We start from the raw sequence: 26376 nt of genomic DNA, 5'->3' as shown, positions 1-26376 counted from the left end.
TACAATGAAAGCCGGTTCCCAGGTTCATCCTGAGTAACCGGCTTTCATTTTTTAGAGATATTCGCAATTAAACTTTGAAAACTCAGCCATAGAGCCTTCCCCATACGCATATAAACCGATGAGTACGCCCGTAAATCCCCCCGCAACTTCAGAGGAAAGGTATCTGGTTTGTGCCGTGCCTAAGAGGATGTCCTTGCCGTTTGCGCGAATGAGGAAACTATAACGCTCATGACTTGCCCGTATCATCAGAGTAGCATGGTCGTCGTTTCCTAGGTCTACTTCATATTCAATGGATTTAATATCACCGATATTCAGGCGCTCGATCACTTTATACCCGTGCTCATCTTTACGTACAGCCAAATCATAATGATGATGTTCATCCATATAAAGTGTGATGCCGGCTTCTCCACTTGTAAGCTGTACATCGCAAGAGATTGCCGCGTTGAAGTCCCTTTGGCGAATGCCGATAAAAGTTGGGGATGCCGGAACATCCAGTGTCACTTCGGTTCCTTTAAGCGTTGCCTTATCGAATTCTAATTGATAGTTCTCTGCAACAGGATGACGGAGATAACACCAGTCCAGATTCCACTCCGTGTTCTCGAATGTAAAGATCTTTTTCTCCTGCTGGATGACATCACTTGGGATCCGGTCGGTTTCAAAACTCGTAAGGGTGGTGCCGTTATGTCCTGCCGTAAACCAGCCATCCTCGTCAAAAGTAACCGGCGTAAGGAAAACTTCACGTCCTAGATGATGGTAGGTAAGCCATTGGCCGATTTGCCGGAAGCCCAGATGGAGCATCCACCAATTTCCGTCGTTATCTTGAATCAGATCGCCATGGCCAACCCCCTGCAGCTCATAACCGCCCAGATTGCGATTGGTCAGCACGGGATTGTGCGGATAAGCCTCGAACGGACCGGAGATGGAGTCTCCCCGTGCATAAGTGACCATATGTCCATATTCAGTTCCGCCTTCAGCCGCCATGAGGTAATACCGGCCATTGATTTTATACATATGCGGGCTTTCCAAATATCGCCCGCCTGTTCCTCGCCAAATCGAACGGCTTGGCGACAGCTTGCCGCCTGTTTCAATGTCAATTTCACACTGAACAATCCCGCCGATCCCGTTATCGTCTTTCCCGTTGCTCATAAAGAAGGCCTTTCCGTCTTCAAAATACAAATCGGGATCGATTCCCCCCTGATCCACATAGATCGGTTCGGACCATTCACCGTAAATATCGTCAGTCCAAACATAAAAATTCTGACGAGTGGTGTCGTTGGTCGTGGTCATGTAGAATCTCCCGTTGTTGTACCGGATCGTGGGAGCGAAAACGCCGCCGGAACTGCCCACTTTGCCGAGCTGAATCTGACTCTCTCGGGTTAGGCAAAAACCAATTTGCTTCCAGTTAATCAGGTCTTTACTCTCAAAAATCGGAACGCCGGGGAAGTACTGAAAGGTACTGCATACCAGATAATAGGTATCTTTTACTTTGCATACGCTGGGGTCGGGATAAAATCCTTTGATGACCGGGTTATTGTATTTCATATCTCCACCTCTTTCATAAATTCACATATATATAAATCTAATGTGATTGGCAGCTAAGGAAATTAAACACCACAGCTTAAGTTCTTGCAATGGATTAAGCTTGAAGGTTCATGTTAAATCTTTTAAATTAATATATATGTGAATTTAATAGATTCGATTAGGAGATTATGATGATCATTAAAGCAAATGGGGAAACGAAATTTATGCCGTTATACGAAGCGTTGGCCAGTGAAGTCCGATGGAAAATGATGAGTCTCCTTGCCGATCGCGAGATGAATGTGAAGGATATTGCGGATCGGTTGGAACTTAGCCCCTCGATCGTTACCATGCATATCCGAAAACTCGAACGAGCCGGGCTCATCGGAAGCCGCAGGGTACGGCTGAACGGGGGGACGCACAAAATGTGTTTCCTCAAGCAAAAAACCGTCGAGATTGAGCTGCCGTCTGCCGGTCACACTGCAAAGGTCAGAGAGCAGAGTATTTCCGTCGGTCATTACACCGCTTTTGAAGTTCATCCCACATGCGGGCTTGGTACGCGCGAGAAAGAAATCGGAGTTTGGGACGATCCGCGCTATTTTCTCGATCCCGAGCGGGTTCAGGCCGCCATTCTGTGGTTTGGGCGGGGTTATGTGGAATACAAAATGCCTAACTTTTTGCTGGCCGATCAAACCGCGGACGCCATCGAAATCTCCATGGAGATCGCTTCGGAAGCTCCAGGTTTAAGAGATTATTGGCCTTCGGATATTGAGTTCATATTTAACGGGATCTCCCTTGGCACATGGACAAGTCCGGCTGACTTCGGAAGAGCTGCACGGGGTAAATTTACACCCGAATGGTGGCATCGGAATGTGAATCAATACGGGTTATTGAAGACGATCCGCATTGATGCGTCGGGTACATTTATGGATGATGAACGGATGTCGGAGGTGACCCTCGCGGATATCAGGCTGCGGGAGCCGTTCTGGACGCTTCGTTTCGCGGTGGATGAGCAGGCTGTTAACGTAGGGGGATTGACGTTGTATGGTTCCGGATTCGGCAATCACGATCAAGACATTGTCATCCGTGCGTATCTTAACGGCCCCAATAATTGCAAGTATGCAGTTGGCACACCAAGGTAAAAGTCAGGGCCAGATAGTAACGCCGATAGACGTTTTTCTTGCGATCAACACTCGCTGTCCGGACGCTTTGCACGATTATTCCGTTTGATCAGGTAGCAGAGAAATATTCTCCGACGGTATGGTATCAACCCCTACCCCTGAATGAGAGGGATAATCGTGCAAAGGCAGCATGCGGGGAACCCTATAGGGGGTTACACGGTAAAAGACCTCGCCAGTGGCGGGATTTTTCTTATTGCTGTATTTTCAAAAAAACGATAGAGACGCACCCCGTGCGGCGGCACAGTGGCTCGCAGCACGCCTGCCGTAAGCTCGGCCGGCGCTCCGCTCCATAGCTCGGTGCCTGCGGCGGTACCTGTCAGACCGATCTGTTGAAGGGCCAGGTCCAGCGGTAGCGGGCTCTCGCCGATGTTGAATACGGCAGCGTAGCGGGAGCCTTCGGCGTCTTCGGCCGTCCAGACGATGAGATCTCCTTGGCGTAACGCTTCCTTGGCTCCGCGGCTCTCCCGGTGCATGCGCAGCACCTCGCGGTTGGTAAGCAGCGACAGTGTCCAGTCGTCACAGTCCCGCAATTCGCCGCCAAAGATGAGCGGCGAGCGGAAGATGCTCCAGAGCGACATCATCGTTAGCTGCTCGTCGCGCGTGAACCGGGTCCAGCGGTCCGAACCCCCGCCATCCACCGAGCGAATGCCGATGTGGCCGAGCGGCAGCATGTCGCAGTCCGGCCAGGAACCTGCCTGCGGTATGCCCTGCCAAACCCGGCAACGGTCGAACATATCCAGCAGGAGCGGCCACTGGTCCCAGAAGTCATCCGTGACTCGCCACATGTTGGCATGCTCGGCGAAGAACGCAGAGTATGCCACCGGAGCGGGGCCGGGAGATAGGCTTAGCACCATGGGCCGGCCGCAGCGTTCAATCGCTTTGGAGATCAGAGTGATCTCCGGCTGATGGGTGTCATACAGCTTGGAAGCTGCTATGTCGTCCACCTTCACCAGGTCGACTCCCCACTGGGCGTATAGTTCAAAGAGAGAATCGTAATAGGCCTGTGCCCCTTCCTTCGAGGCATCCACGCCGTACATATCCGTATTCCATGGACAGATCGAGTTCGTATGCGCGATATCGCGTGCCGTCGCGGACGTACCCAGGATTGGAGCGGCGGCGTGAACAGCCTGCCGTGGAATGCCGCGCATGATATGAATGCCGAATTGCAGTCCAAGGCTGTGTACATAATCGGCTAACGGCTTGAAGCCTTGGCCGCCCGCCGCGGAGGGAAAACGGTTTTCAGCAGGCATGAGCCGGGAATAGTCATCCATCACGAGCGGAACAAACGGCCTGTATTGGGAGGAATTCGCATAGGGCTCGTACCATTGAATATCGACGGTAATGTAGCTCCAGCCGAATGCTTTGAGATGCTTCGCCATGTATTCCGCGTTGCCCCGAATCTCGTCTTCCGTTACGGCCGCGCCGTAGCAGTCCCAACTGTTCCAGCCAAGCGGCGGAGTAGGCGCTGCAAGCTTATGATCCATTTGTTAATCTCCTTTACTGATTAATTATTGCTCTTGACATGTTCATCATAATAAAGGAGATTAGCAATATCTATAGTAATTTTGAAAGCCGATAGTACAATATTGCGGTCAATCGAAGAACAGCTTGCGATAAGCAAGGCTTTCACCCCCGCTGCGGAATTCTCCCGGGGTAAGCCCGGTCAAGCCGCGAAACGCTTTAATGAAATAACTTCCGCTGGAGTAGCCGATCCGCTCGGCAATGGCCTCAATGTTAAGGCCGGTTCCCCGCAGCAGTTCCATCGCTTTCTCGGTGCGGACGCGGGTCAAGTAAGCGCCGGGCGTCAAGCCCGTGCTGGCCGAAAACCGGCGGATCAAGTGGTATTTGGACAGGGAGACATACTCGGAAAGCTGATCGATGCTGATCATCCGTGAATAATTGTGCTCTATAAATTCAGCTGCGCGCCTCACGTTCTCCGGCCAATTCTCCCTATCCCGCAGCGTTGTGACCTGCAGTCTGGCCAGTTCGGTCACAAACTGATAGACGCAAGACGACGCGATCAGGGGATCGTTGATTCTGCCCGCTGCCGCATCGGCCACAATCATTCGCAATAACCGGACTGGCGCACAGTCTGCCGGCAGATGCGGAACCTCCCCCGCTTCACGCAGGAACTTACGCCAATGGGGTAATATCAGATCAGGCCGGAACAGCAGGAACAGAAAATCCCAAGGCTCTTTAGATTCCGGGGGATAATAATAGCGATGGGGTCCCGGAATTTCCGCGAGAAAAGCCTGCCCGGCGGTGACGCGGTGAGTCCGGTTCCCCGACTCATATACGCCTTCGCCGGAGAGGGTGTATTGGAACAGCAGGAGGGGCCCATCGGTCCGCTCCAGTCCGTCCCAGCGATAAGAAGCAGTGGTGATGGAATCACAGCCCGCCGCAAATAATCTGCATAACTGGAGCTCCTTATCTTCCGCGAACCGAAAACCGTAGGTGCCTTTGGGGATGTCCATAAATGTCCTCCTTAGAGTGAAAGCTCCATAGTGGTTGGAACGATGAGTTTTTGAATCCTGTTACATTCTTCCTAACAAATCCCGTTGAACTTAGTATAATAGACTATGAAAAAATTTCGAGATGGGGGCGGCAAAAATGAGGATCGTTAACTTGAACCCGAATCCCGGCAGCGGGGCCAGACTGGTCGGTTATTTGCACGATATCGAAAAAGAAAGCATGGGCAACCGCTTGGAGCGGCCCTGCGTGGTGATCTGCCCCGGCGGCGGCTTTGAAATGCTCTCCCCGCGGGAAGCGGACCCGCCGGCTGCGGCTTTTTTTGCCAAAGGATATCATGTGTTTACGTTGTATTATTCCATTCGCGAGGATGCGAGCGAACTGCGGCCCGTCATGGACATATCGCTGGCAATCGGGAAAATCAGGGAAAACGCCGCGGAGTGGGGTATCATTCCCAACAAGATCGCCGTTTGCGGTTTTTCGGCAGGCGGGTATGTAGCGGCTTCGTCGGGGACCTTATGGGACCATTCCAAGCTGCAGGAGGCCACCGGCGGCAAAGGCGAACAAGGCCGGCCGGATGCGATGGTGCTGTGTTACCCGGTTATTACGGCAGGTGAGTTTGCGCACCGGGGGTCCATTGAACGTCTGGGTCCCGGATGGAATGAGGCGGAAAGAGAAGCGGCTTTTTCGCTGGAAAAACAGGTAACCGCTTCGACGCCGCCGGCCTTCTTGTGGCATACAGTGGAGGACGCTGCCGTGCCGGTGGAAAATTCCATGCTGTTCGCTTCAGCGCTGCGGCGAGCCGGCGTACCGTTCGAATGCCATCTCTACCAGAACGGCAGACACGGCATGTCGATGTGCAGCACGGAGGTAGGCGATCCCGACGATCATCTCGCCACCTGGTTTCCGCTCTGCCTGGAGTGGCTGGGCCGGCAGTTTGCATTTGAATATTGAGCGGTTATAATTCCCGCAGGTTGCCATGTGTAAAAGCATGGCAGCCTTTTTTTATTTCGGGACAAGGTATGATGTGGAATTTCTGTATCCCTCTTAATAGCAAATAATAGAAAATTAGAGCAAGATTGTGATAATGCTATAAATATATAAAGGAGTGTCTTTCTATGAAAAAAGAAAAAAGACAACGATTAATTAAGCAATTGGTGAGCGAATATGAAATAGAAACCCAAGAGAAATTAGTAGAATTGTTGGCAGAACAAGATGTGATGGTAACGCAAGCTACAATTTCACGGGATATCCGTGAGCTGAATTTAATCAAAATAGCTTCTCCGAAAGGATTTATGATATATCATGTTTCTTCAGAAATGCCTTTGCAAACGGATTTGAAGTTAAAGAGGAAGTTGCAAGAAGTTGTTGTAAGGATTGATTATGTTGATCAATTAACGATTATTAAAACGTTGCCTGGCAATGCACATGTTATCGGTGTTTTATTGGATGATCTAAATTGGAAAGAAATGGCGGGTTGTATATGCGGGAATGATACCTGTCTTGTCATTTCCCGGACCCGATCGGAGCGAAAGATTTTAGAAGAAAGATTTAATTTGATTTTTAGATAAAATGAGCTGGTAGATTGTTAAGTGAGAATACGAGATTACTTGAAAAGAGCGTAGGCTGCCTGAAACGGGCATTCCTTCGCTCTTTTACTTGTTATTCATCATATATGCGCAGTATAAAATAGGTTTCGCAAAAAAAATGGAAAAATCTTTTATAAAAATACAGATTTTTATGATTTTAAAAATAAAATTGTGCAATATTTCACGACAAATATGCTGGCGTTTTCACGAGGCGGAAAGCATGGACCCTTTATGATGTCTTTGTAAACATCAAAGCATACAAAGGAGGTACATCAAATGGAGCATCCCATGCATGTTGCTTCGGAAATTGGGGAATTACAAACGGTTTTATTAAAACGCCCTGGACAGGAATTGGAAAACTTAACGCCGGATTATTTACAGCCATTATTATTTGACGATATCCCCTATTTGCCGGTGATTCAAAAAGAACATGATTATTTTGCCCAAACATTACGCAATCGGGGAATTGAAGTTCTTTATTTGGAAAAACTCGCGGCTGAGGCATTGGCGGATAAGAAATTGAGAGAAGAATTTGTTGATCGTGTTTTAGAGGAAGCGAGGGCTGAAGGAGATATTTCACAGCAAATTTTAAAAGAATATTTACTTTCCTTCGCCAATGAAGATTTAGTTCAAAAAATAATGAGCGGGGTACGGAAAAACGAAATTGAAACCAGCAAGAAAATACAACTCTATGAATTTATCGAGGATCATTCCCCATTTTATTTGGTTCCCATGCCGAATTTGTATTTTACCCGTGATCCCGCAGCGGTCATTGGCGATGGATTAACGATTAATAAAATGAGAGAAACCGCACGCAGACGTGAATCACTGTTTATGGAGTACATTATCAATCATCACCCGAGATTTGCCGGTCATCATGTGCCGGTTTGGCTGGATCGCAACTATCAATTTCCCATCGAAGGCGGCGATGAGCTTATTTTAAATGAAGAAACGATTGCCATTGGCGTGTCTGCCCGCACTTCAGCTAAAGCCATCGAACGTTTAGCCCTAAATCTATTTAGCCGCCAAGAAAAGTTCAAGCGAGTGCTAGCCATAGAAATTCCAAAATGCCGCGCATTTATGCATTTGGACACCGTATTTACGATGGTTGATTATGATAAATTTACCATTCATCCGGCGATCCAGGGACCGCAAGGTAATATGAACATTTATGTTTTGGAGCAAGGTCCGGATGAAGAAACGCTTAATATTACCCGCCACACTTCTTTAATGGAATCGCTAAAAGAGGTATTGGGCTTAAAGGATTTGGTTCTCATTCCTTGCGGAGGAGGAGATGAAATCGCCTCGGCTCGCGAACAATGGAATGACGGATCCAATACATTGGCCATTGCGCCGGGAGTAGTTGTTACGTATGACCGCAACTATGTATCAAACGCCTTATTGCGTGAACACGGCATCGAGGTCATTGAAATATTGAGCTCGGAATTATCCCGTGGCCGTGGGGGCCCGCGTTGCATGAGCATGCCAATCGTTCGCAAAGATATTTAAATTACGGAGAAAGCAGGGATAAATATGGGAAAAATGAGTTCAAGCTTAAAAGGCAGAAGTTTTCTGGCGGAGATCGATTTTACGGAAGAGGAATTGTTGTATCTTCTGGATTTGGCGGGGGATTTAAAAGAGAAGAAGAAAAACGGCATTCCCCATCGTTATTTGGAAGGAAAAAATATAGCTCTTTTATTTGAAAAAACTTCTACTCGCACCCGGTGTGCCTTTACAGTAGCTTGTACGGATTTAGGCGCACATCCCGAGTATTTGGGTAAAGGTGATATCCAGCTCGGCAAAAAAGAATCCGTAGAAGACACGGCGAAAGTGTTAGGCCGGATGTTTGACGGCATCGAGTTCCGCGGCTTTGCCCATAAAACAGTGGAATCAATAGCTCAGCACTCGGGTGTACCGGTATGGAACGGTCTAACGGATCTATGGCATCCCACCCAAACGCTCGCTGATTTGTTAACCATCCGGGAACATTTAGGGTACTTGCGGAATGTGAAGCTCGTTTATGTTGGCGATGGCCGGAACAATGTGGCCAATAGCTTATTGGTCGGCGGTTCAATCGTTGGCATGGAAGTTCGGATTTGTGCGCCAAAATCATTATGGCCGGCACAAGAAGTCGTTTATTTGGCCAAAAAATTTAGCGACCGGGTCATGGTAACCAGCAGCATTGAAGAGGCCGCTTTCGGCGCGGATGTAATCTACACGGATGTTTGGGTATCGATGGGGGAAGAAGATAAATTTGCCGAACGTATTGAACTGCTTTCCCCTTATCAAGTAAATAGGAAAATGATTAAAGAAACGGGGAATAGTGATGTGATTTTCTTGCATTGTTTGCCTGCCTTTCATGATCTGGAAACCGCGTATGGCAAAGAAATTTACGAAAAACATGGATTGAGAGAAATGGAAGTCACCGATGAGGTGTTCCGCAGCAAGCATTCCAAAGTATTCGATCAAGCGGAAAATAGAATGCATACCATTAAAGCGGTTTTAGCGGCTACTTTGGGAAGTGAGCGCAATGGGTGAAGATAAGAAATTAGGATTATTTACACTAACGGCTCTAGTTGTCGGTTCGATGATCGGCGGCGGAGCGTTTAACCTGGCAAGCGATATGGCCAAAGAAGCCGGCGCCGGAGCGATTATTATCGGGTGGATTATCACAGGAATCGGTATGATTGCGCTTGGATTATCCTTTCAGAATTTAACTAATAAAAGACCGGATTTGGATGGCGGTATTTTTAGCTACGCCAAAGCTGGATTTGGAAACTTTATGGGATTTAACAGCGCATGGGGGTATTGGGTAGCCGCTTGGCTTGGCAATGTAGCTTACGCGACCTTATTATTTAGTGCGTTGGGGTATTTTTTTCCCATTTTTGATGGGGGGCAAAATATAGCCTCGATTATTGGGGCGAGCATATTGCTCTGGTGTGTTCACCTGCTGATTTTACGAGGCGTACAATCGGCAGCGCTTATCAACTTAGTAACTACAATCGCGAAATTAGTACCTGTGTTTGTGTTTATTGTTGTGGGAATCTTTGCTTTTCGAATCGATATATTCATAGACGGATTTTGGGGACAAGGCGGTACTTTTGCTTGGGGGGCGGTAGGCAGCCAAGTTAAAAGCACAATGCTTGTAACTCTCTGGGTATTTACTGGTGTTGAAGGGGCTGTTGTCTTATCCGGCCGCGCCAAAAATAAACGTGATGTCGGGAAAGCGACCGTCATTGGATTGATAGGCACACTTATTATTTACGTGTTGATTACATTATTATCTCTCGGGCTGATGCAGCAAGCGGATATTGCCCAGTTAAAAAATCCGGCTATGGCCTATTTATTTGAAAGTGTTGTTGGAAAATGGGGCGCTGCATTTATTAACCTGGGTTTGGTTGTTTCCGCCTCAGGCGCTTGGCTAGGGTGGACTTTGCTTGCATCTGAAATTCCCTATTTAGCCGCTAAAGATGGTGTATTTCCAAAATGGTTTGCAAAAGAGAATAAAAATAAAGCTCCTGTAAACTCATTATGGATTACCAATGGTTTAATTCAACTGTTTTTATTAACTTTCATGATTTCGGATCAAGCGTATAATTTTGCGTTTTCTCTAGCATCTTCAGCTATTTTAATTCCTTATGCGTTTTCGGCGTTCTATCAATTGAAGTATAGCTTGCGATCCAAAGAAAAAGACCGAACCATCAATATAATCATTGGTATAGTCGCAAGTATTTATGGAATTTGGTTGGTTTATGCGGCTGGGCTGGATTACTTGTTATTGGCCATGACCTTATATGCACCTGGCATTTTCATCTATTATAAGCTGCAAAAGCAAAATCATCCCAAGCGGATCTTTACTCGGGCGGAACTGATCTTATCCGTTGCTATTGCTGCTTTGGCAGTATTCACCATCTATGAATTAGTTACGGGGAACATTACGATTTGAAGTTTTTGGAAATGAAAAACTATTGGAGGGTTGAAATATGACACGAAGAAAAATTGTAGTGGCACTAGGCGGAAATGCGATACAATCCGGTAATGCTACGGCAAAGGCACAGCAAGAAGCATTGGAAAAAACGGCGGAACAACTTGTGAAAATTATAGAAAATGATGTGGATGTCGTATTTGTCCATGGGAACGGCCCGCAAGTGGGGAATATTTTATTGCAGCAAAAGGCGGCCGAATCGGAAAAAACGCCCGCCATGCCGTTGGATACTTGCGGTGCGATGAGCCAAGGCATGATCGGCTATTGGATGGGAAATGCGATTGCGAAAGTATTGAGAAAACAAAATATAAATAAAGACGTGGTAACCATCGTAACCCGAGTGGTCGTTGATGAAAAAGACGAAGCCTTTAATAACCCCACAAAACCAATCGGGCCTTTTTATACAGAGGACGAAGCAAGAGCGTTAATGAAGGAAACCAAAGTAGTATTTAAAGAAGACGCAGGAAGAGGATGGAGACGGGTTGTACCGTCACCAACGCCTGTAAGCATTCTTGAATATAAAGTGATCGATTCTTTGGTAAAGGCCGGGAATATCGTCATTGCTGTTGGCGGCGGCGGAATTCCGGTCATTCATGCTAAAGAAGGAGTAACGGGGACCGAAGCGGTGATTGATAAAGACTTCGCCGCTCAGAAATTAGCTGAATTAGTAGAGGCCGATACGCTTGTCATTTTAACGGCAGTGGATTTTGTGTATGTGAATTTCAATAAGCCAAATCAAAAAAGGTTAGAGTCTGTAAGCGTTGATGAATTAGAAGGATATGTAAAGGAACAACATTTTGCGGCGGGAAGTATGCTTCCCAAAATTGAAGCTGCCATCAATTTTGTGAATGCAAATTCAGAACGAAAAGCTATTATTACCTCTCTAGACAAAGTCAATGAAGCATTGGAAGGAAAAACGGGTACGGTTATTTCTAAACAAAAGGGACCTGTGCATGCATAAATAAGATTTTTAAATACTACTTTTAATCAAAATGGTCGAATTTGGGCTCATATTTACTCCCGAATTCGGCCTGCTTGTTTCATTGATGATTTCCGGTTTATGATAAAATTCTAATTAATTCCATTATACAACAAGAGAGGTGTATTTATGAATAAAAGGAATGTGGTTGAAAATTTAAAACAGTTTGACTTATTTGCTGATTTAACAGAAAAAAAATTACAAAGCATAACGGAGTTTGTCTATTGGCGAACTTATAAGAAGGGTCAATTTTTATTTTTGGAAGGGGATTCAAGGGAACGAATCTACCTTATGTTGGATGGCTTTGTAAAGTTAGAGCGGGTCAATCAAAGCGGAAATTTACTCTATGAGGATTATGTAAAACGATTTTCAATTTTTCCTTACGGCGGTATGTTTACGGATAAAAGATATACTTACTCGGCGGAAGCTTTGACAGATGTAGATGTGTATTATATTCCTGCGGCGATTTTTGAAGATATGTTGAAGGCCAATCAAAAGCAATTAATATTTGTTGTTCAGCAGTTTTCTTTGATCTTAAAACTTCATGAACATCGTGTTCAATATATTACAACACCCAATGCACAGGATCGGGTAATTCAGTCACTTAATTATTTAAGACAGGATTTAGGGGAACAAAACGGTGAAGAGATTGTCATTTCGTGTCCACTGACAACCATCGAAATCTCCAAAATATCCGGAACGTCACGAGAAACGGTTAGCTGCGTGTTAAATCAGTTAAAGAAAGATCATATTATCACCGTATCAGGTAAAAAAATTATAATACATGACCCCGCTTATTTCGAGAAAATCTCGATATGAACGAATAGCGGATTTCGGCTGTCGTATTTTATTCGGGGCGGGAAGATGTTTGTGAAAAATGTTTATTGCACGACAACGGTTTGTTCCTTGGCGTTTATAGGACTGGGCTTCCGGTTTATCGAGCGGAAACTAGTTTATTGCCTCCGGCCGATAGACGCTGCCATACTGACTGTTTTTAGTGCGGCAGGCCATGGCGGAGATGGACATCCATTATGATGAAGAGATGCACATGCTGTGGAACGTGGAGGATGGCGGGGGCAAGCGGCACTCCACCCGCGGCAGCGCCCATTATGCTGTTGGCCTGCTGATCAGGAACGGCGCAGGAGACCTGGAAAGAGCCTGTGCGGTTTTGAACAAAGTGCTGGAGATGCAGCTTGACCGTCCGGATGAAATTTACCACGGCACTTTCAAAACCTCGCCGGAAGCGGCGGAGCCTCCAGCTGGCAGCTTTCCGTGGAAAAGCTTCGGCCCGGGCTTTGCGTATTACATGGCCCGCACGCTGGAGGCGATTTCCGCTAAGCTGGCGGATGAGCTTGGCGCCGGGAACGGGCAGTGGAGGCGGGTGGAGGAGGTTTTTGCGAACGCCGCCCGTCAGGTGCTTCCTACGGTTTGGCAAACCTATGATCCGAACTGGCGAGAGTTTATTGCCAGCGCCTTTGCGGCCATTCTGGAGCATTTCGAGCAGCAGCTTCCAGGGGAACTGGTCATCCGCATGGATGAAGCGATGAAAAAGGCCGTCGCCGGCTCCATCGACCGCCGGCTGTCGGACGTGGTTCCGATGAACACGAATATCGAGCTGATGCATCTTTTTATCGTCCATTATTACGGCTGTCGCTACGGCAATGAGGCCTGGATCCGGCATGCCGACCGGGAAGCCGCGAGATTCCTGGAAGCCTTTGCGGAATTCGGCACGCTTGCGGAATTCAACTCTACGACTTATTACGGAGTTGATCTCACCGTGCTCGGGATGATCCGGAAATATGCCCGGACGGAGAAGTTCAAAGCGATGGGGCGTACAGTGGAGCAAGGACTTTGGGAAAACATTGCGTTGTTTTACAACCCTCATCTTGAAAATATGGCTGGCCCCTTTGCCCGGGCTTACGAGATGGAGATGACCGCTCACAGCTCGCTGGGCGTGTTTCTCTATTTGGCGTTTGGCGAGAGTTTCAAGCATTTGGCGGGCGTCAATTGCGAGACAGGCCATGACCCGATGATTGCGCTCGTCGGCGCTGACGTGCCGGAACATGTGAAGCCGATGCTGCTGGCCCACAAGGAGGATCGCCTGGTTACCAGGCGGTTCCGCGAGCTGTGTGAACGGGATCAGCCGGGAGAGAACCGGTTCGTGTGCACAGCGACAGCTTGGATTGAGCGGAATCTCATGATCGGCGCACTAACGGGAAGCCGGAATACCAACGGCCAGCTGCATCCGGCGACGATACATTGGCGGAACGACTCAGGCGGTCGCTATTATTTGCGGTTAATCCGCAGGGAACCGGAAGGCGGCTGGAATACGCATTTGCGCGGCTATTATGTGGATGCGGAAGCGTCGCGGGGCAAGTTGACCGCAGCCGTAACGCTTGCCACCGGCAAAGCGCTCGATGTCTGCTTCGAGGTGTGCGGGCCGGGGGTATCCGCCGCGGGAATTACGCCTGCAAAATGGGTGTTCCCGGGGCTGTCGATCCGCGTCGAGGCGAACGCTCCGGAGCCGCTCGTCCGGGAACGGGACGGCTGCGTGGAGATCGTTTATCCTTATCGCCCGGGATTTACGGGCAAGCATATGGACCTCAAGCTTGAACTGCAGTCCGGAGATTGATCGCCAGCGCATGCCGCTCATGCCGACGCCAGGTGAGGGGGGTGTCTAAAGGGTTCGTGTCTTGGTGTCCCTGCCTGCAGCCTGCCTTTGCACGATTATACCTTTCGTTCAGGGAGCAGTGGGGCTAGAGCAAGGGGTGCAAAAAAAGAGATAAGAAAAAGAGAGGGAAAAAATGAGGCGGTTCAGGTGAGATTTTCGACTTGATAAAGGAACGTACGTTTGGTATAATGAAATATATGGAATTTATGTTCGTATATTCTTAATTCGGGGGCGAGCAAACATGGAGATCAATGCGGGAACGGAACTTCAACCATTCACCAGCCGTTACCACAGCGAGCAGGACTGCATGGAGGCGCTGATCGCGATGAAGTGGCCAAGCGGCTTCGTCTGCCCGCGCTGCGCTCACACCCGGTGCAGCCGTCTGACTTCCCGGCATATCCCTTTGTTCGAGTGCGGAAAGTGCAAGCATCAAACATCGCCTTTGGTCGGCACGATTTTTGAAGGAACGCGTCTGCCCTTGCTCAAGTGGTTCGAGGCCCTGGATTTGTTCCTGCTCCCGGGCGGCATCTCGGCGCTGCGGCTGCGCCAGGTGATCCGGGTCACCTACAAAACCGCCTGGTTGATGCTGCACAAAATACGCCATGCCGCCCTAGAGTTCGATGCCCGGGAGCTGCTCTCTGGAGACGTGAAGGTGAATAGCGATCAGTATGGGCGTAATCCGTCCCGCTTTCAGCTTACGCATCCGTATGCCTCGGCGGTCGTAGCCGGCTGCACGGTAACAGAGTCGGGCGAGCCGGAGCAGGTCAAAATCCGCCTGGTGCCGCATAAGCGGGGAGGCGAAAAAAGAGCAAACTGTCACGATCTAACCGCGTTCATCAACGGGCATGTGGATGTCCGCACATCGGCGGTAGAGTCGTTCCCCCTCCCCTTTCGGCTGTATGCGCCCTTGCGGAAAGTGGTGAGAGAGGCGTGGGAATCGCTGAAGAGTACATATATAGCCTTGGGACTGAAGCATCTGCAGGCGTACCTGAACGAGTACACCATACGCCGTTCGCTGCGCCTGCCCGGAGCGGAAGAAACGATGCGGCAAAAGTTGCTGCGCATGTGTGTGGAGATTCCTGCGATCCCTTACCGCCGGCTAATCGCGCGCCAACCGAACCAGCCCCTTGCGGCTGCAGCCTGATCGAAACGCTGGAACGGTGGGGGGAGTTTGATGTGGATCAACTTGATGGGTGGGGGTGAGCATGAACAGTGCGGGCGTTGCTGCAGACGGAAGAGTTCAGGCTACAGCAAAATCACGGTCTTTTCATTTCCCTCGCGTCTTGTCCTTGATCTCCTGTCCGGTCTGTTTCACCTCCTCTAAACCTGATTTCTTCTCCTAAACCCGTTTAAATTATCTCGAACCTATCTGCTTCTCCACCAAATATTTTTTCTCTTGAGCTTGTCTTTCTCTCTGTAACCTGATTAAACGGGATAATCGTGCAAAGTCTTCGGACAGCGAGTGTTGATCTGCCGCCCACCCCACTTCCCTATCCTCAAGCTTTCAACGCCCCTCTGTGTTTCTTGCCACGATCGGTTTTCGCCGCAGGCTATCCTTTGTCCAAAAGAAAGCTGAATGGCCGCAAGCTGTTTATGACGATCGTGGTCATTACGATGTTCTTTAGCGGCGGCATCATCCGGAATATATTTAGGTTTGCAACCTGAACCTGTTGGACACGATCTGGGCGCTTGTGCTTCCGGGACTTATCAATCCTTTTTATTTAATTATTTTGATTACCTTCTTTAACAATATTCCGGAGAGCCTGGAGGAATCCGCGGAAATTGACGGCAGCAGCCATTTTCGGACTTTGCTCAGCATAATCCTGCCGCTGTCGCTGCCGGTTATCGCGACGCTTAGTTTGTTCTATGCGGTAGGCCGGTGGAACGGATTTCAGGATACGCTCATGTACATTAACAGCCCGGAGCTTTATCCGCTGCAACTCAAGCTGTACCAGCTCATCCAGAACAATATGACTTCCGATCTTCTGGAGGCGGAAGGCGCCGGTGCCGTCTCCAGGCTTGTTCCGGAAGGCTTGAAGTCGGCGAGCGTCATGTTCGCAACGGTACCGATTCTGCTCGTTTACCCGTGGCTGCAGCGTTACTTCGTAAGCGGCGTGATGCTTGGCGCGGTAAAAGGCTGACATGGTCAAATAGATGAGCTGGACGACGGCTAAAGAAAGTGTGGGGAAACATGTGGAGAGTTATGAAAAAATCGTGTTAGCGAACGATGATTTCGTACAAGATGCGATGGAGCGTCAAGTGCTTGACACAGCCAGCCGATTCTAAGGAGGCGTGACCGATCCGGCGAACGGCATTGCCTGGCCAAGCCACGGCGGAACGCCGAAGGAAATGACCATATGGACATCTGCTCTCATTAACGAAGATTCCCGATTTTATCATCGTGAAGAACTGCTGCATCGTTTGGAGCTGGCGGCGGAATTCATGCTGCGGTCGCAGCATGCCGATGGTTCGATTTCGCCGCCGTGGACAAATCTGCATTCGCCGCTTTCTGGAACGAACTATTCCCGTCTTGCTGACGGGAGGATGCCATACCCCGAATCGCCGGTGGGTCATCGCTTCGGCTCTCGGGTTTATGTATAAGCTGACAGGGCGAGCGGAGCTGAAGGAGCGGGAGCGATGGCTTGCGGAAGGCATCGACTGCACGGAGGACGGGAAGTGGACGGAACGCAGCAACGGCATTTACAACGCGGTTAGCGACCTCGTGCTGTATTATGCGGCGGAGCTGTTGGACCGCCCCGAGCTGCTGGAGCCGGTTCGTCGGAACTTGCGGATGATGGCGTACCTGATCCATCCCGGCGGGGACGTGGTTACGGATTATTCCGGGCGCCAGGATTTCGGCCGCAAATCCGATTTGAGCGGTTATTTTCTGATCCTGAAGCTGATGGAGGAGCACGATCGCGATCCGCTGTTTGCGGCGATGGCCGGTCTCGCCGGTGAGGCGCTGGCGCAACCCGGCATGCTGCCGAACAACGCGCTGATCGGCTATCTGCGTTACCCGGAGCTGCGGCGGCGCCAGGTGGAGCCTGGCCCCTTGCCGGACCGGTACAAAATGATCATTAACGGGAGTTTTCCGCGCGAGCGCTATTTGCAGGCAATGGAGGCGGCCGGACATGGCGGCCGAATTTATCACAGCCGTCTGCATCCCGATTTTGGCGCTCCGGTCGCCCGCCAGCGGGAAGGAAAAACGAGTGTGACCGTCATGGCCGAAGCGAATTCGTTTTTCGCCCTGTGGCATGGTGAGGTCCGGCTGCTTGGCGTGCAGATCGGCACTTCCTTTGGGCCCGGGTTCGTCAAATTTCAGACGCTGGAGCGTCGGGGGCAAGGTTATCGTTTGCGGGCCGAGGAGTTAAAGGTTACTATGGCCCCGTACCGGCCCGGAATTTGCCTGCCACGGTGAGGGAAGCGGTGAGTCCCTGGTATTTGCTGCCGCATCAGCTTCGGGAAGTCACCCATGAGCAGAAACATGAGGTGGAGATCGAGTTTGCGGAAACCGGGCAAGGCTGGAGCCTCCGCCTCTGCTGCCACCTGCCGGAGGTGCTGATGACGCAGGTTTCCTTCATCTTCGGTAGCAATAGGGCATTATCCGGGCCGGGGCTTGCACAGGCGGACGAAGGAACGTTCTTTTGGCAGGACGGACCCGTCCGGTATAGATCGGGAAGCGATTGGATCGAACTGGAGGGCGGCGGCCATGAGCACCGAGCGAAAGAACTCAACAACCTAAGTTATCCGGCCCATTGCCGGACTTTGCTGGTCAACCTGCTGACACCGTATGACCGTACGTTTCAATTGCGGCTGTCTCCCGCCCAGGAATAATCGCTTGTTGGTAAGCGCGGCTTGCAGGTTTGCAGCTTGTTAGCGGGTTTCAAAAGCAAAAGTGCATTTGATTTGGGGCTATTCGATAAAAAAGAGCTTTTTGGCCGGAAATGAACTGCACTTTCGCATTTGAACCACCCGTTTCGAGGAATTTCGACGAAAATCGCATGCACTTTTGCATTTCGTGGATTTCGTGGGATACGGACTCGCCTGAACCGGCCACGCCCGAATATGGCTCCACATGAATATGGCTCCGCACGAATATGCCCGCCCGAATTGGCGCTCTAATCACATGCTCTTCAAACTTCAACCGCTTGACGGCCGGTATCCGCCGCCCGCTCAAGGCTGTGCGCACGTTTCGGTTTTTGCTCCCAGTCCTTCTGCTCCAAGTCCTGATGTTCCCGCCGCAGCTTAAGCATAAACGCACTTCCCGCGTCCGTACTGCTGTCCAGCAGCAGGTCGCCGCCTTGGGCGCGGGCAAGCAGCCGGCTGTAGGTTAAGCCGAGCCCCAGCCCGCGTACTTTCCGCTTCTTGGCTTGCCCGCGGTAGAACTGTTCGAAGATATGCGGCTGTTCCTCCGCCGGTATGCCGCCGCCGTTGTCGCGGACGAGGATATCCAAGTATCTGTCGTACGGGATCAGCCGGACCTCGACGCGGAGCGGGCGTTCGTCCGCCGCTTGCAGGGCGTTGTTCAGCAGATTCACCACGATTTGCTGAATCCGCAGGGCATCCCCGAGGGCGACAAGCTCCTCCCCGCCGGGTTCGATCGTCACAGAGACCTGCTCTTCCTCATGGAACAAACCCCATTGATAAACGATTTCTTCAATAAGCAGCTTCACATTAATAGGGCTGCTCTTCACTTCCAGGCTGCCGGAGGAGAGGGCGTTGTAGTTGAGCAGGTCGGCGACCATCCATTCCAACCGTTCCGATTCCTTCAAGGCGATATCCAAAAATTCCTCGGCTTCCTCCCGGTTTACCACCCCTTCGCGCACCGCCAGAAGCAGGCCTTTGATGGAGGTGACCGGGGTTTTCAACTCATGGGTTACGCCGGCGAGCTGCAGAGCCCGCCACGCTTCCAACTGCTTAAGGCGAACGGCCATGTCTTTAAAGGAACCGATCAGCTCCTGGATTTCGCGTTCCGGCGTGGCGATATCCAGGTTGACGTCGTAAGAGCCGGCGGCGATCTGCCTGGCGCTCAGGGCCACCCGGCGAATTGGGCGCGACAGCTTGCGGGATAAAGCGTAAAGCGTGATCCACCCGCACAAAATGAGCGTCAGCAGCAGCAGAACGACCAAAATGATCTCGTTCGGACTATAGGTCAGCGAGCGCTCGGATTGAAGCAAGGCGACCTGTCCCTTTTTTTCGCCCCCGCTCATGATCGGAGTCGTCACCGCCATAAACCGGCTGTCGCGCGACTCGGCCAGATCGTCCGTCAGCTTGTACTTTAGATCTTTATCGCTGATTTTCGGCTTGGAGAACACGAGTTTCCCCTGATCATCGGTAATAATCAGACAAAGCTCGTCTTTGTCCAGATTAAAATAAACAAACCGGCTTTTCAGCAAATGCTCAAAATCGGGAGGAATGGCAATTTCCCCGCTTGGGGAGGTGACCCGTTCCGAAATTTCCTGACCGAGCAGCCCGGTCGTTTTCAGCCGGCTATCCCTCGCCGTTTCCCGGATCCAATACACCGCGGCCACGGTGATAATGGCGAGACCCAGGCACAAGATGGCAAAATACCGCAGGGTCCAGTAAGACAGGATCGAGATTTGCTTAGGTTTAGGTTTTATTCTTTGACCCATAATTGATACCCCATTCCCCGCAGTGTGCGGATTTCTCCGTCTTTCTCCGACCAGTGCGACAGCGCCTGGCGCAGCCGCTTAATCGACAGATCGACCGCCCGGTCGCTCCCGTCGTAATCCATCCCCCAAACTTGCTCGATCAACTGTTCACGGGTAAAAGTCCGGTTGGGCCGCTCCGCCAGGAAAAGCAGCAAAGCCAACTCGCGGGGATTTAACGCGACCTCGGCCCCGTTGACCAGAACCTGCTTGGCGGCCAAATCGATGTGCAGGTTGCCGTAAATTCTTGTACTGCGGTGGTCATTCCAATGGGGCGGCCTGCGCAGCACGGCGTTGATCCGGGCGATGACCTCCTCCGGGACAAAAGGTTTGACCATGTAATCGTCGGCCCCTCCGTTCAAACCGTTGAGCCGGTCCGATATTCCGTCCCTCGCTGTCAGCATAATGACGGGGCAGGCGCTCTTTTTTCGGATCGCGGTCAGCAGGTCCATTCCGTCCGAATCGGGCAGCATGAGATCCAGCAGAATCAAGTCCGGGGGCTTGCGGTCGAATTGCTCCATCGCTTCCGCGCCGGTGGCCGCTCTGACGGGGAGGTGGCCCGCTTTTTTTACGTATGCGGCGAGCACGCGCGAAATAGCTTCCTCGTCTTCGATAATTAATATAGTCTTCACGGAAATCTCCTTTTTCTCCAAATCTCGTTGTTTACATCAATACCACATGCTGAATCCAGCCGCAAGCTTTTCCAAACAGAACTATGTAGAACCAATCTAAGGAAGAATAATCGTTTGACATCATCCCGACACATTCAAATGGTAGTTTATGTGATAAATAGGGATTAGGAGGTTTTCTGAAAAATGAATAAAAAAACGAGAAACTGGATCATGGCTGGAGCTGCTGCAGTGATATTGATAGGAGTAGGCGGTTATATGTTTATGGACAGTTACCTGGGGAACAAGGTGGAAATCGTGGAAGCCATTCCGGCAAGCGGGGCTGTGGCCGATGCTTCGTCAAACGGTGAAAAACCGGCCGTAACCGCCGACCAGTTGAACGGGGAATGGAAGATGACCGATGCTTCCAAGGTTTATTTTTCCGTGACGACTTCGCGCGAAACCGTAAACTTTGAAAATGCCGCGGTCAGCGGAACTTGGACGATCCAGTTGGACCAGCCCGAAAACATGAAGGCCGAAGGGGCCTTGGAGATGAGCGAAGTCAGCTCCGGGAACGGCCAGCGTGACGAACATATTAAAAACGCGGACTTTTTTGATGTGCCGCAGTATCCCCAGGCTACATTTACAGCCGCCTCTTTTGAAGGGCTGCCCGCCGAATGGGAGGAAGGGACAGTTTACGACTTTAAGATGGCCGGAACGATGAATGTCAAAGGGATCGACAAAGAGGCTACGTTCGATGGACAAGCGCTTTACCAGGACAACCAGGTGAGACTGTCCGGAACAACGACCGTAACCTTCGCCGATTTCGGCCTGCAAAATCCGCACAACGTTGTCCTGGAAACGGAAAACGATATTTCGGTCCGGTTGGAATTGGTGCTTGAGAAATAGATTCCACGCCAAACAAACATATTTGGCCGGCGAGGCGAATAGGATCAATTGATTAAGGAAAATGATGCCGTACTTTCGGCAGAGGAGTGATTGATCCTTATGGAGAACCGTTTTCCTGGTGAACCTCGTTCCGGTGGCGTGGCTATTCCAGAGCCCATTCGTCCGGACGGCAGCGGGGCGACGGACCCGGGTCCCCGGGACATAATGCGGGACTTGGAAAATCCGGATATGCTGGTTCCTCCGGTCACGGACCAGGGGTTGATTCCTAATTTAAAATTTTCGTTTTCCGACACGCACATGCAATTGAATCACGGAGGCTGGTCGCGGGAAATCACGATACGCGAGCTTCCCGTCGCGACAACGCTGGCTGGCGTGAACATGAGGCTGACGCCGGGCGGGGTGCGGGAGCTTCACTGGCACCAACAGGCGGAATGGTCGTTTATGATCGATGGCAAAGCCCGGATCACGGCCGTGGATCAAAACGGGAGAAATTTTATCGCCGATATTGGCGTGGGGGACCTCTGGTATTTTCCGCCCGGCATCCCCCATTCGATTCAAGGGTTGGAAGAGGGATGCGAATTTCTGCTCGTGTTTGACGACGGACATTTCTCCGACATGAATACGCTGTCGATTTCGGATTGGTTTGCGCATACGCCCAAAGAAGTGCTGGCCGCCAATTTCGGGGTTCCCCGCAAAGCGTTCGATCATATCCCGAAAGAGCAGGTATATATTTATCAGGATCGTGTCCCCGGTCCGCTGGAAAGCCAGAAGATTACTTCACCGTACGGCGAAGTTCCGGTCAGCTTCAAGCACCGCATGTTGGCGCAAAAGCCGATAAAGACCCCGGGCGGAAGCGTCCGCATCGCCGATTCTTCCAACTTCCCCATATCGAAAACGGTTGCTGCCGCCCTGGTTGAAATCGAACCCGGAGGCATGCGCGAGCTGCATTGGCACCCGAATAATGACGAGTGGCAATATTATTTGTCGGGCCAAGGCCGGATGACCGTTTTTGCCGGACACGGAGCGGCGCGCACGTTTAACGTCCGGGCGGGGGATGTAGGTTATGTACCGTTTGCCTTCGGGCATTACATCCAAAATACGGGCGACAAAAGCATCTGGTTTTTGGAAATCTTCAAAAGCGACCGGTTTGCGGACATCTCCTTGAATCAGTGGATGGCTTTAACCCCCAGGGAACTGGTGCAGAGCAACCTGCACGCCGGCCCATTGCTGATGGACTCGCTGCGGAAGGAAAAGTGGCCGGTGGTGAAATATTAGCGATTCCGCTCGTATTTCAATACTTCTTCCACATCGGCCATCTGGACCACCAGTTGCTGGGTGTCTTCCACATTTCCGTGCCTGTGGGCAATTTGGGAGAGAAGGATGCCGATGATTTTGACCGACGCATGTTCCGGACTATCCAGCGTTTCCCCATCCGCCCACGGCATCTTAGGAAGCACCAGATCCTCCAGCAGGACGGACACGCCGGGAAGATCGCCAAAATCCTCGGGTTCGAACGGTACAAACGGACCGGAAACAGGTATGTATATGGTTTGTGTCCAATCGAGCTCCCCGGGCCGGGCCCGGATCACAAGCTGCAGAGGACGGGGGGCGTCATCGTAAAAATCGCAAAAAGCCGCGATCCGCATCCGTTACATTCCTCCATTTCCTTTAATTTGACGCTCCAGTTGGGAAAGCACCCGTTGGGTTTCGCTCGACCATCCTGGGGCCGTTTGCTTTTGCCGCCGATTCGCCGCCTGGGCCGCCGCGATTAGGCTGCCGTGCAGCACCCGCCGCTGGATTTGATCCAGCCGCTGCTCGGCCAGCGTAAGCGGGACCTGAAACTGTTCGGCGATATAGGGAATCGCTTCACCGCGATGGTCAGGCACGGGCAGCCTGGCGAACATGTAAAACGGCACGGCGGCGTAGAGCACGAATTGCTCGGCTTCGCTTTCCTGGGCGTTTTTGAACAACGCGGTCATGCGCCGCTGATCCCCGGCATGCCGGAGCACGTGGCACAACTCATGGAAAAAAATAACCCGGGCTTCCGCCGCATCCTTGTATTTGTTCAGAAAAATCACTTTCTCTTCGTTATCGGAAAAGGATGGGTACGACCCATAAACCAGCTCCACGCCAAAAGCTTCGGCCACCCGCTCAATGTCGAGATCCGCCGGGCTCTTAATCCCATGGTTCAGGCATTTCGTATTAATCCACTGCTCCAGAAGGGTCTCATGATAATAGGCGTATAACATCCAAAAACCACCTCAAATAAGAATGTATGTTCGGTTTGGAGCCCAAAATAAGGGCCCCGCAATCAGGGCCGTAACGTGCATTATGTAAAAACCGGATGTTGATCGGCATTCCTTTCGGCGTTCCTCTTGATTACTTCTGTTCATCTCCATCTCCGCCCAGCAGTTTCTTTTTCTGCTCACGGTATGCTTTTAAGGCAGCTTCCATCATGGCGATTTCATCGGCCGTATACGCTTCGGGACCGCCAAAAAAAGACATATTGGTCCCTTTCTCCCCGGAAGGGGACGGGTCCTGCGTACGGCCCAGCAAATAGTCGGCGTTCGTATCCAGGGCGTCAACAATCTTCCGCAGTGATTCCGGATCGGGCTTACGGTCGTTCGTTTCGTATCTGGACAGCTGCGCGACCGACATTTCCGCTTTGGCAGCCAGGTCTTTTTGCGTAAGGTTATTTTGTTCTCTTAAGATTTTGATCCGCTCGCCTAGCGTTTGCATACATACTCCTCTTTCGCCGTTTAATCCAGTATATCACAAATTGACAAAATGGTAAATAAGAAAAGATGTTTTTGGATGGGATGACGAATTGGCAAAATTAACCGCCCCCTGCGCTTTAACTTTAATGTGAATTCCGTCCCCCTTTTACCTTGTCCGATAGCAATTATAAGAGGAATTGGGTAAATCAGTTAAAGCAGCTTATTTTGGGAGGTATACCTAAAGTAACATTTTTTGCTATATGTTCGTCTATATAATAAATGGAAAAATTAAGGTGATCACAAAATTACCGAAGTGGCAATTTAATATATTGACATTACCAAAATGGTAATCTATAATTAGGATACAACTTACCAAATTGGTAAAATTGAGGAGGGAAAATAGATGAGAAGGAGGTATGCGAAACGGCAGCGGACAAGCAGAGGTTGTTTAGAGTTACCAAAATGGCAATGATTTAGAACCCGTTTTTATAGATCCGAGAACCGCGGCATTCATTTTAGCATAATGGACAGGAGGGCTTCTAATGGGAAGAAGACGGATTCATGTATATACTACATTTTTTAGTTCGGTGCCGGTCGATGAGGCAGCCACCCGGTTGGCGGTGGAAAAACGGCTGGAGGAAGTGAGGCAGTTCCGGCAAATCGGAATGATCCGGCAGGAGGCGATGATTACGCCCGGATACGAACCCCGGTATCATGGCGCTACCTATCAGGTCAGCAAACCAACCGAGCACCTGGCGATCCGGAATGCCGACAAGGAAGCGGAGCTGATTCGAAAATCGGAACTGCTCGACATGGCGATGGAGAAACTGTCGGCGGATCAGCGGGAAGTGATCGAGCGCAGCTATCTCAGCCCGGAAGGGGAATATGATTTTATCAGCTGCGGGGAAATGGGCATCAGCGACCGGACCTACCGGCGGATCAAAGCCAGCGCCATCCGCATATTAGCGGCGGCGATGAGGCTGGAGGTCTATGAGGAGCAGGAAGAGGCGAAAAAAACGAAACACGAGGTCGGCTGATGCCGGCCTTTTTTTAACCTTATAGAAATTATAAAATTTTGGGCATGGTAGAGGGCGATGCGCAGGTGGAGAGGGGAGGAGAAGATGGACGTGGGGGCTAAGGGACACCAGAGCCGTTATTTTCGAAAAAACGGAGGTTTGCAAAATGTAACGGACACAGATGACGTTATTTACCTCAAATTGCCCTGGATGAACGGGTTTAGAGCGAAATAGGGTCGCCTGTGTCCGTTAGGCTGGGAAATACCCGGGAAATCGGCGGATAAGGTCGCTGGTGTCCGTTAGAGCAGCGTCCAAAGTTTAGGAAAAGTTTAGGAAGAGCCTCCAATTGCTCCAAAGTAGAAGTCAGAGCCATTAAAGGACGCCGTCAGGCGTTCTTTCTTATTTTTCAGATGAGAGGGAGCACGTTGCCTGAGTTTTTTTGTGGGAGGCGCAAATAGCGGCAAAAAAGGGTGCAGCCTAGAAATTGATGCATGACAGCCGGCTGCCGGACCAGCCAGCGTTGGCTGATTGCGGGCCGGCCGTAGCTGGGGCTGTTGGCTGACCGTCGGCTCGACGTGGGCTGGCCGTTGGCTCACCGCCGGCCTTCAAAAATAGCGGCACTTTATGTGCTTATATTCCGGAACCTAGCAGGTTCATCTCCATTAGCGACATTTTATGTACTTATTTTCCAAAGAATAGTCCGGAACATGGGCATTTTCTTGCGAGGAGGGAAAATAGCGGCATAAATTTCCCCTATTTCTCTCAAATGGATGGATGTGGCTGGAATAAGGACATTTTTTGCACTTATTTTTTACGCCTGAGTTTTATGCCGGAGTTTCTCAGGCAGCGTGGTTTTTGCAGAAATTTTTCCCGGTACTATACCTTTCCTATGCGCTTTTCACACACTTGTCCGTTAGCTGTCCGGTGAATGTCCGCCGCTTGTCCGTTGCTTGTCCGTTGCTTGTCCGTTCGCTTGGGTTTATCCGTGATAAATTGGTAGTGTGGAAATCAGGGACACCTGATCCCGACTATAAAATTTTGCGAAAGCCGCTGAGTCATCAGCGG

Annotated in this window: 24 protein-coding genes and 1 pseudogene; 17 read left to right on the top strand and 8 right to left on the bottom strand. The window is 50.5% G+C overall.

Annotation, left to right across the window (positions count from 1 at the left end; translation table 11 throughout):
• Nucleotides 1-51: 51 nt before the first annotated feature.
• Entirely contained in the window at nucleotides 52-1542 is a 1491-nt protein-coding gene (locus tag EHV15_RS31585) for a glycoside hydrolase family 43 protein (protein WP_128634750.1), read from the bottom strand.
• A gap of 173 nt (nucleotides 1543-1715) precedes the next feature.
• Between EHV15_RS31585 and EHV15_RS31580 the strand changes: the two genes are divergently transcribed.
• The gene (locus tag EHV15_RS31580; protein ID WP_178076090.1) at nucleotides 1716-2660 is read left to right on the top strand and encodes an ArsR/SmtB family transcription factor; all 945 of its coding nucleotides are present in this window, start codon (nucleotides 1716-1718) and stop codon (nucleotides 2658-2660) included.
• 191 nt (nucleotides 2661-2851) lie between these two features.
• Here the strand turns inward: EHV15_RS31580 and EHV15_RS31575 are convergent, their stop codons facing one another.
• Together EHV15_RS31575 and EHV15_RS31570 are read right to left on the bottom strand one after the other, a co-directional pair.
• On the bottom strand, nucleotides 2852-4183 hold the full coding sequence (locus tag EHV15_RS31575; protein ID WP_128634749.1) for a glycoside hydrolase family 27 protein: 1332 nt from the start codon (nucleotides 4181-4183) through the stop codon (nucleotides 2852-2854).
• Nucleotides 4184-4291: 108 nt separating this feature from the next.
• Nucleotides 4292-5173 (bottom strand): AraC family transcriptional regulator, encoded by an 882-nt coding sequence (locus tag EHV15_RS31570; RefSeq protein ID WP_128634748.1) that lies wholly within the window; start codon nucleotides 5171-5173, stop codon nucleotides 4292-4294.
• A 136-nt stretch (nucleotides 5174-5309) separates the two neighbouring features.
• Here EHV15_RS31570 and EHV15_RS31565 point away from each other — a divergent pair, with 136 nt between their 5' ends.
• The 13 genes and pseudogenes from EHV15_RS31565 (at nucleotide 5310) to EHV15_RS38120 (ending at nucleotide 18226) form a co-directional block, all read left to right on the top strand.
• Nucleotides 5310-6122, top strand: a complete 813-nt coding sequence (locus EHV15_RS31565) for an alpha/beta hydrolase (RefSeq protein WP_178076003.1) — start codon at nucleotides 5310-5312, stop codon at nucleotides 6120-6122.
• A 164-nt stretch (nucleotides 6123-6286) separates the two neighbouring features.
• A complete protein-coding gene (gene argR / locus EHV15_RS31560) occupies nucleotides 6287-6739 on the top strand; it encodes an arginine repressor (protein WP_128634746.1) in 453 nt (150 codons plus the stop codon).
• Nucleotides 6740-7033: 294 nt separating this feature from the next.
• Entirely contained in the window at nucleotides 7034-8266 is a 1233-nt protein-coding gene (arcA, locus tag EHV15_RS31555; protein ID WP_128634745.1) for an arginine deiminase, read from the top strand.
• 24 nt (nucleotides 8267-8290) lie between these two features.
• Nucleotides 8291-9295, top strand: coding sequence for an ornithine carbamoyltransferase (gene argF, locus EHV15_RS31550; protein ID WP_128634744.1), 1005 nt, complete (start codon nucleotides 8291-8293; stop codon nucleotides 9293-9295).
• Nucleotides 9288-10703, top strand: coding sequence for an arginine-ornithine antiporter (arcD, locus tag EHV15_RS31545; protein WP_128634743.1), 1416 nt, complete (start codon nucleotides 9288-9290; stop codon nucleotides 10701-10703). The genes argF and arcD overlap by 8 nt, the downstream gene beginning before the upstream one ends.
• Nucleotides 10704-10740: 37 nt before the next feature.
• Nucleotides 10741-11703 carry a carbamate kinase gene (arcC, locus tag EHV15_RS31540; protein ID WP_128634742.1) on the top strand — a complete coding sequence of 321 codons (963 nt, stop codon included), beginning with the start codon at nucleotides 10741-10743 and terminating at the stop codon, nucleotides 11701-11703.
• Nucleotides 11704-11850: 147 nt separating this feature from the next.
• Entirely contained in the window at nucleotides 11851-12540 is a 690-nt protein-coding gene (locus EHV15_RS31535) for a Crp/Fnr family transcriptional regulator (RefSeq protein ID WP_128634741.1), read from the top strand.
• Nucleotides 12541-12739: 199 nt separating this feature from the next.
• The gene (locus tag EHV15_RS31530; protein ID WP_246061847.1) at nucleotides 12740-14353 is read left to right on the top strand and encodes a hypothetical protein; all 1614 of its coding nucleotides are present in this window, start codon (nucleotides 12740-12742) and stop codon (nucleotides 14351-14353) included.
• Between the two features lie 280 nt (nucleotides 14354-14633).
• On the top strand, nucleotides 14634-15536 hold the full coding sequence (locus EHV15_RS31525) for a transposase (RefSeq protein WP_128634739.1): 903 nt from the start codon (nucleotides 14634-14636) through the stop codon (nucleotides 15534-15536).
• A 401-nt stretch (nucleotides 15537-15937) separates the two neighbouring features.
• Nucleotides 15938-16533 (top strand): annotated as a pseudogene (locus tag EHV15_RS31520) (carbohydrate ABC transporter permease); the annotation flags it as partial.
• A 151-nt stretch (nucleotides 16534-16684) separates the two neighbouring features.
• Nucleotides 16685-16993: a hypothetical protein gene (locus tag EHV15_RS38130; RefSeq protein ID WP_342774077.1), complete on the top strand. Its 309-nt coding sequence runs from the start codon at nucleotides 16685-16687 to the stop codon at nucleotides 16991-16993.
• A complete protein-coding gene (locus EHV15_RS38125) occupies nucleotides 16986-17810 on the top strand; it encodes a hypothetical protein (protein ID WP_342774076.1) in 825 nt (274 codons plus the stop codon). The genes EHV15_RS38130 and EHV15_RS38125 overlap by 8 nt, the downstream gene beginning before the upstream one ends.
• A gap of 8 nt (nucleotides 17811-17818) precedes the next feature.
• Nucleotides 17819-18226 carry a hypothetical protein gene (locus EHV15_RS38120; RefSeq protein ID WP_342774075.1) on the top strand — a complete coding sequence of 136 codons (408 nt, stop codon included), beginning with the start codon at nucleotides 17819-17821 and terminating at the stop codon, nucleotides 18224-18226.
• A 299-nt stretch (nucleotides 18227-18525) separates the two neighbouring features.
• On the opposite strand, the gene EHV15_RS31510 is transcribed toward EHV15_RS38120, so the two are convergent.
• Both EHV15_RS31510 and EHV15_RS31505 read right to left on the bottom strand, forming a co-directional pair.
• A complete protein-coding gene (locus EHV15_RS31510; RefSeq protein WP_128634738.1) occupies nucleotides 18526-20025 on the bottom strand; it encodes a HAMP domain-containing sensor histidine kinase in 1500 nt (499 codons plus the stop codon).
• The gene (locus tag EHV15_RS31505; protein WP_128634737.1) at nucleotides 20010-20693 is read right to left on the bottom strand and encodes a response regulator transcription factor; all 684 of its coding nucleotides are present in this window, start codon (nucleotides 20691-20693) and stop codon (nucleotides 20010-20012) included. Before EHV15_RS31505 ends, EHV15_RS31510 begins: the two co-directional genes overlap by 16 nt.
• Before the next feature lie 183 nt (nucleotides 20694-20876).
• On the opposite strand from EHV15_RS31505, the gene EHV15_RS31500 reads away from it, so the two are divergent.
• The gene (locus EHV15_RS31500) at nucleotides 20877-21578 is read left to right on the top strand and encodes a YceI family protein (protein WP_128634736.1); all 702 of its coding nucleotides are present in this window, start codon (nucleotides 20877-20879) and stop codon (nucleotides 21576-21578) included.
• A gap of 99 nt (nucleotides 21579-21677) precedes the next feature.
• Nucleotides 21678-22853 carry an oxalate decarboxylase family bicupin gene (locus tag EHV15_RS31495; protein WP_128634735.1) on the top strand — a complete coding sequence of 392 codons (1176 nt, stop codon included), beginning with the start codon at nucleotides 21678-21680 and terminating at the stop codon, nucleotides 22851-22853.
• On the opposite strand, the gene EHV15_RS31490 is transcribed toward EHV15_RS31495, so the two are convergent.
• The 3 genes from EHV15_RS31490 to EHV15_RS31480 all read right to left on the bottom strand — a co-directional run bounded on the left by EHV15_RS31490 (nucleotide 22850) and on the right by EHV15_RS31480 (nucleotide 24317).
• Nucleotides 22850-23224 carry a hypothetical protein gene (locus tag EHV15_RS31490; RefSeq protein ID WP_128634734.1) on the bottom strand — a complete coding sequence of 125 codons (375 nt, stop codon included), beginning with the start codon at nucleotides 23222-23224 and terminating at the stop codon, nucleotides 22850-22852. The two genes, EHV15_RS31495 and EHV15_RS31490, sit on opposite strands and share 4 nt — an antisense overlap.
• 3 nt (nucleotides 23225-23227) lie before the next feature.
• Nucleotides 23228-23827 (bottom strand): ImmA/IrrE family metallo-endopeptidase, encoded by a 600-nt coding sequence (locus EHV15_RS31485; protein WP_128634733.1) that lies wholly within the window; start codon nucleotides 23825-23827, stop codon nucleotides 23228-23230.
• Between the two features lie 130 nt (nucleotides 23828-23957).
• Complete coding sequence (locus EHV15_RS31480; RefSeq protein WP_128634732.1) at nucleotides 23958-24317, bottom strand: helix-turn-helix domain-containing protein; 360 nt, start codon at nucleotides 24315-24317, stop codon at nucleotides 23958-23960.
• A gap of 520 nt (nucleotides 24318-24837) precedes the next feature.
• Between EHV15_RS31480 and EHV15_RS31475 the strand changes: the two genes are divergently transcribed.
• On the top strand, nucleotides 24838-25332 hold the full coding sequence (locus EHV15_RS31475; protein WP_128634731.1) for an ArpU family phage packaging/lysis transcriptional regulator: 495 nt from the start codon (nucleotides 24838-24840) through the stop codon (nucleotides 25330-25332).
• The last annotated feature ends 1044 nt before the right edge of the window (nucleotides 25333-26376 follow it).

This window comes from Paenibacillus oralis (genome assembly GCF_003863965.1).
GTDB classification, from domain to species: domain Bacteria; phylum Bacillota; class Bacilli; order Paenibacillales; family Paenibacillaceae; genus Fontibacillus; species Fontibacillus oralis.
This window is presented reverse-complemented; position numbering and strand designations above follow the sequence as displayed.

Bases quoted from the DNA above. Each gene is read 5' to 3' on its own strand.
- EHV15_RS31500 (WP_128634736.1), top strand. From the start codon at position 20,877: ATGAATAAAAAAACGAGAAACTGGATCATGGCTGGAGCTGCTGCAGTG.
- arcD (WP_128634743.1), top strand. From the start codon at position 9,288: ATGGGTGAAGATAAGAAATTAGGATTATTTACACTAACGGCTCTAGTT.
- EHV15_RS31525 (WP_128634739.1), top strand. From the start codon at position 14,634: ATGGAGATCAATGCGGGAACGGAACTTCAACCATTCACCAGCCGTTAC.
- EHV15_RS31565 (WP_178076003.1), top strand. From the start codon at position 5,310: ATGAGGATCGTTAACTTGAACCCGAATCCCGGCAGCGGGGCCAGACTG.
- EHV15_RS31585 (WP_128634750.1), bottom strand. From the start codon at position 1,542: ATGAAATACAATAACCCGGTCATCAAAGGATTTTATCCCGACCCCAGC.
- arcA (WP_128634745.1), top strand. From the start codon at position 7,034: ATGGAGCATCCCATGCATGTTGCTTCGGAAATTGGGGAATTACAAACG.
- EHV15_RS38125 (WP_342774076.1), top strand. From the start codon at position 16,986: ATGTATAAGCTGACAGGGCGAGCGGAGCTGAAGGAGCGGGAGCGATGG.
- EHV15_RS31480 (WP_128634732.1), bottom strand. From the start codon at position 24,317: ATGCAAACGCTAGGCGAGCGGATCAAAATCTTAAGAGAACAAAATAAC.
- EHV15_RS31490 (WP_128634734.1), bottom strand. From the start codon at position 23,224: ATGCGGATCGCGGCTTTTTGCGATTTTTACGATGACGCCCCCCGTCCT.
- argF (WP_128634744.1), top strand. From the start codon at position 8,291: ATGGGAAAAATGAGTTCAAGCTTAAAAGGCAGAAGTTTTCTGGCGGAG.
- EHV15_RS31570 (WP_128634748.1), bottom strand. From the start codon at position 5,173: ATGGACATCCCCAAAGGCACCTACGGTTTTCGGTTCGCGGAAGATAAG.
- EHV15_RS31535 (WP_128634741.1), top strand. From the start codon at position 11,851: ATGAATAAAAGGAATGTGGTTGAAAATTTAAAACAGTTTGACTTATTT.
- EHV15_RS31575 (WP_128634749.1), bottom strand. From the start codon at position 4,183: ATGGATCATAAGCTTGCAGCGCCTACTCCGCCGCTTGGCTGGAACAGT.
- EHV15_RS31495 (WP_128634735.1), top strand. From the start codon at position 21,678: ATGGAGAACCGTTTTCCTGGTGAACCTCGTTCCGGTGGCGTGGCTATT.
- EHV15_RS31475 (WP_128634731.1), top strand. From the start codon at position 24,838: ATGGGAAGAAGACGGATTCATGTATATACTACATTTTTTAGTTCGGTG.
- EHV15_RS31485 (WP_128634733.1), bottom strand. From the start codon at position 23,827: ATGTTATACGCCTATTATCATGAGACCCTTCTGGAGCAGTGGATTAAT.
- EHV15_RS31510 (WP_128634738.1), bottom strand. From the start codon at position 20,025: ATGGGTCAAAGAATAAAACCTAAACCTAAGCAAATCTCGATCCTGTCT.
- arcC (WP_128634742.1), top strand. From the start codon at position 10,741: ATGACACGAAGAAAAATTGTAGTGGCACTAGGCGGAAATGCGATACAA.
- EHV15_RS31530 (WP_246061847.1), top strand. From the start codon at position 12,740: ATGGACATCCATTATGATGAAGAGATGCACATGCTGTGGAACGTGGAG.
- argR (WP_128634746.1), top strand. From the start codon at position 6,287: ATGAAAAAAGAAAAAAGACAACGATTAATTAAGCAATTGGTGAGCGAA.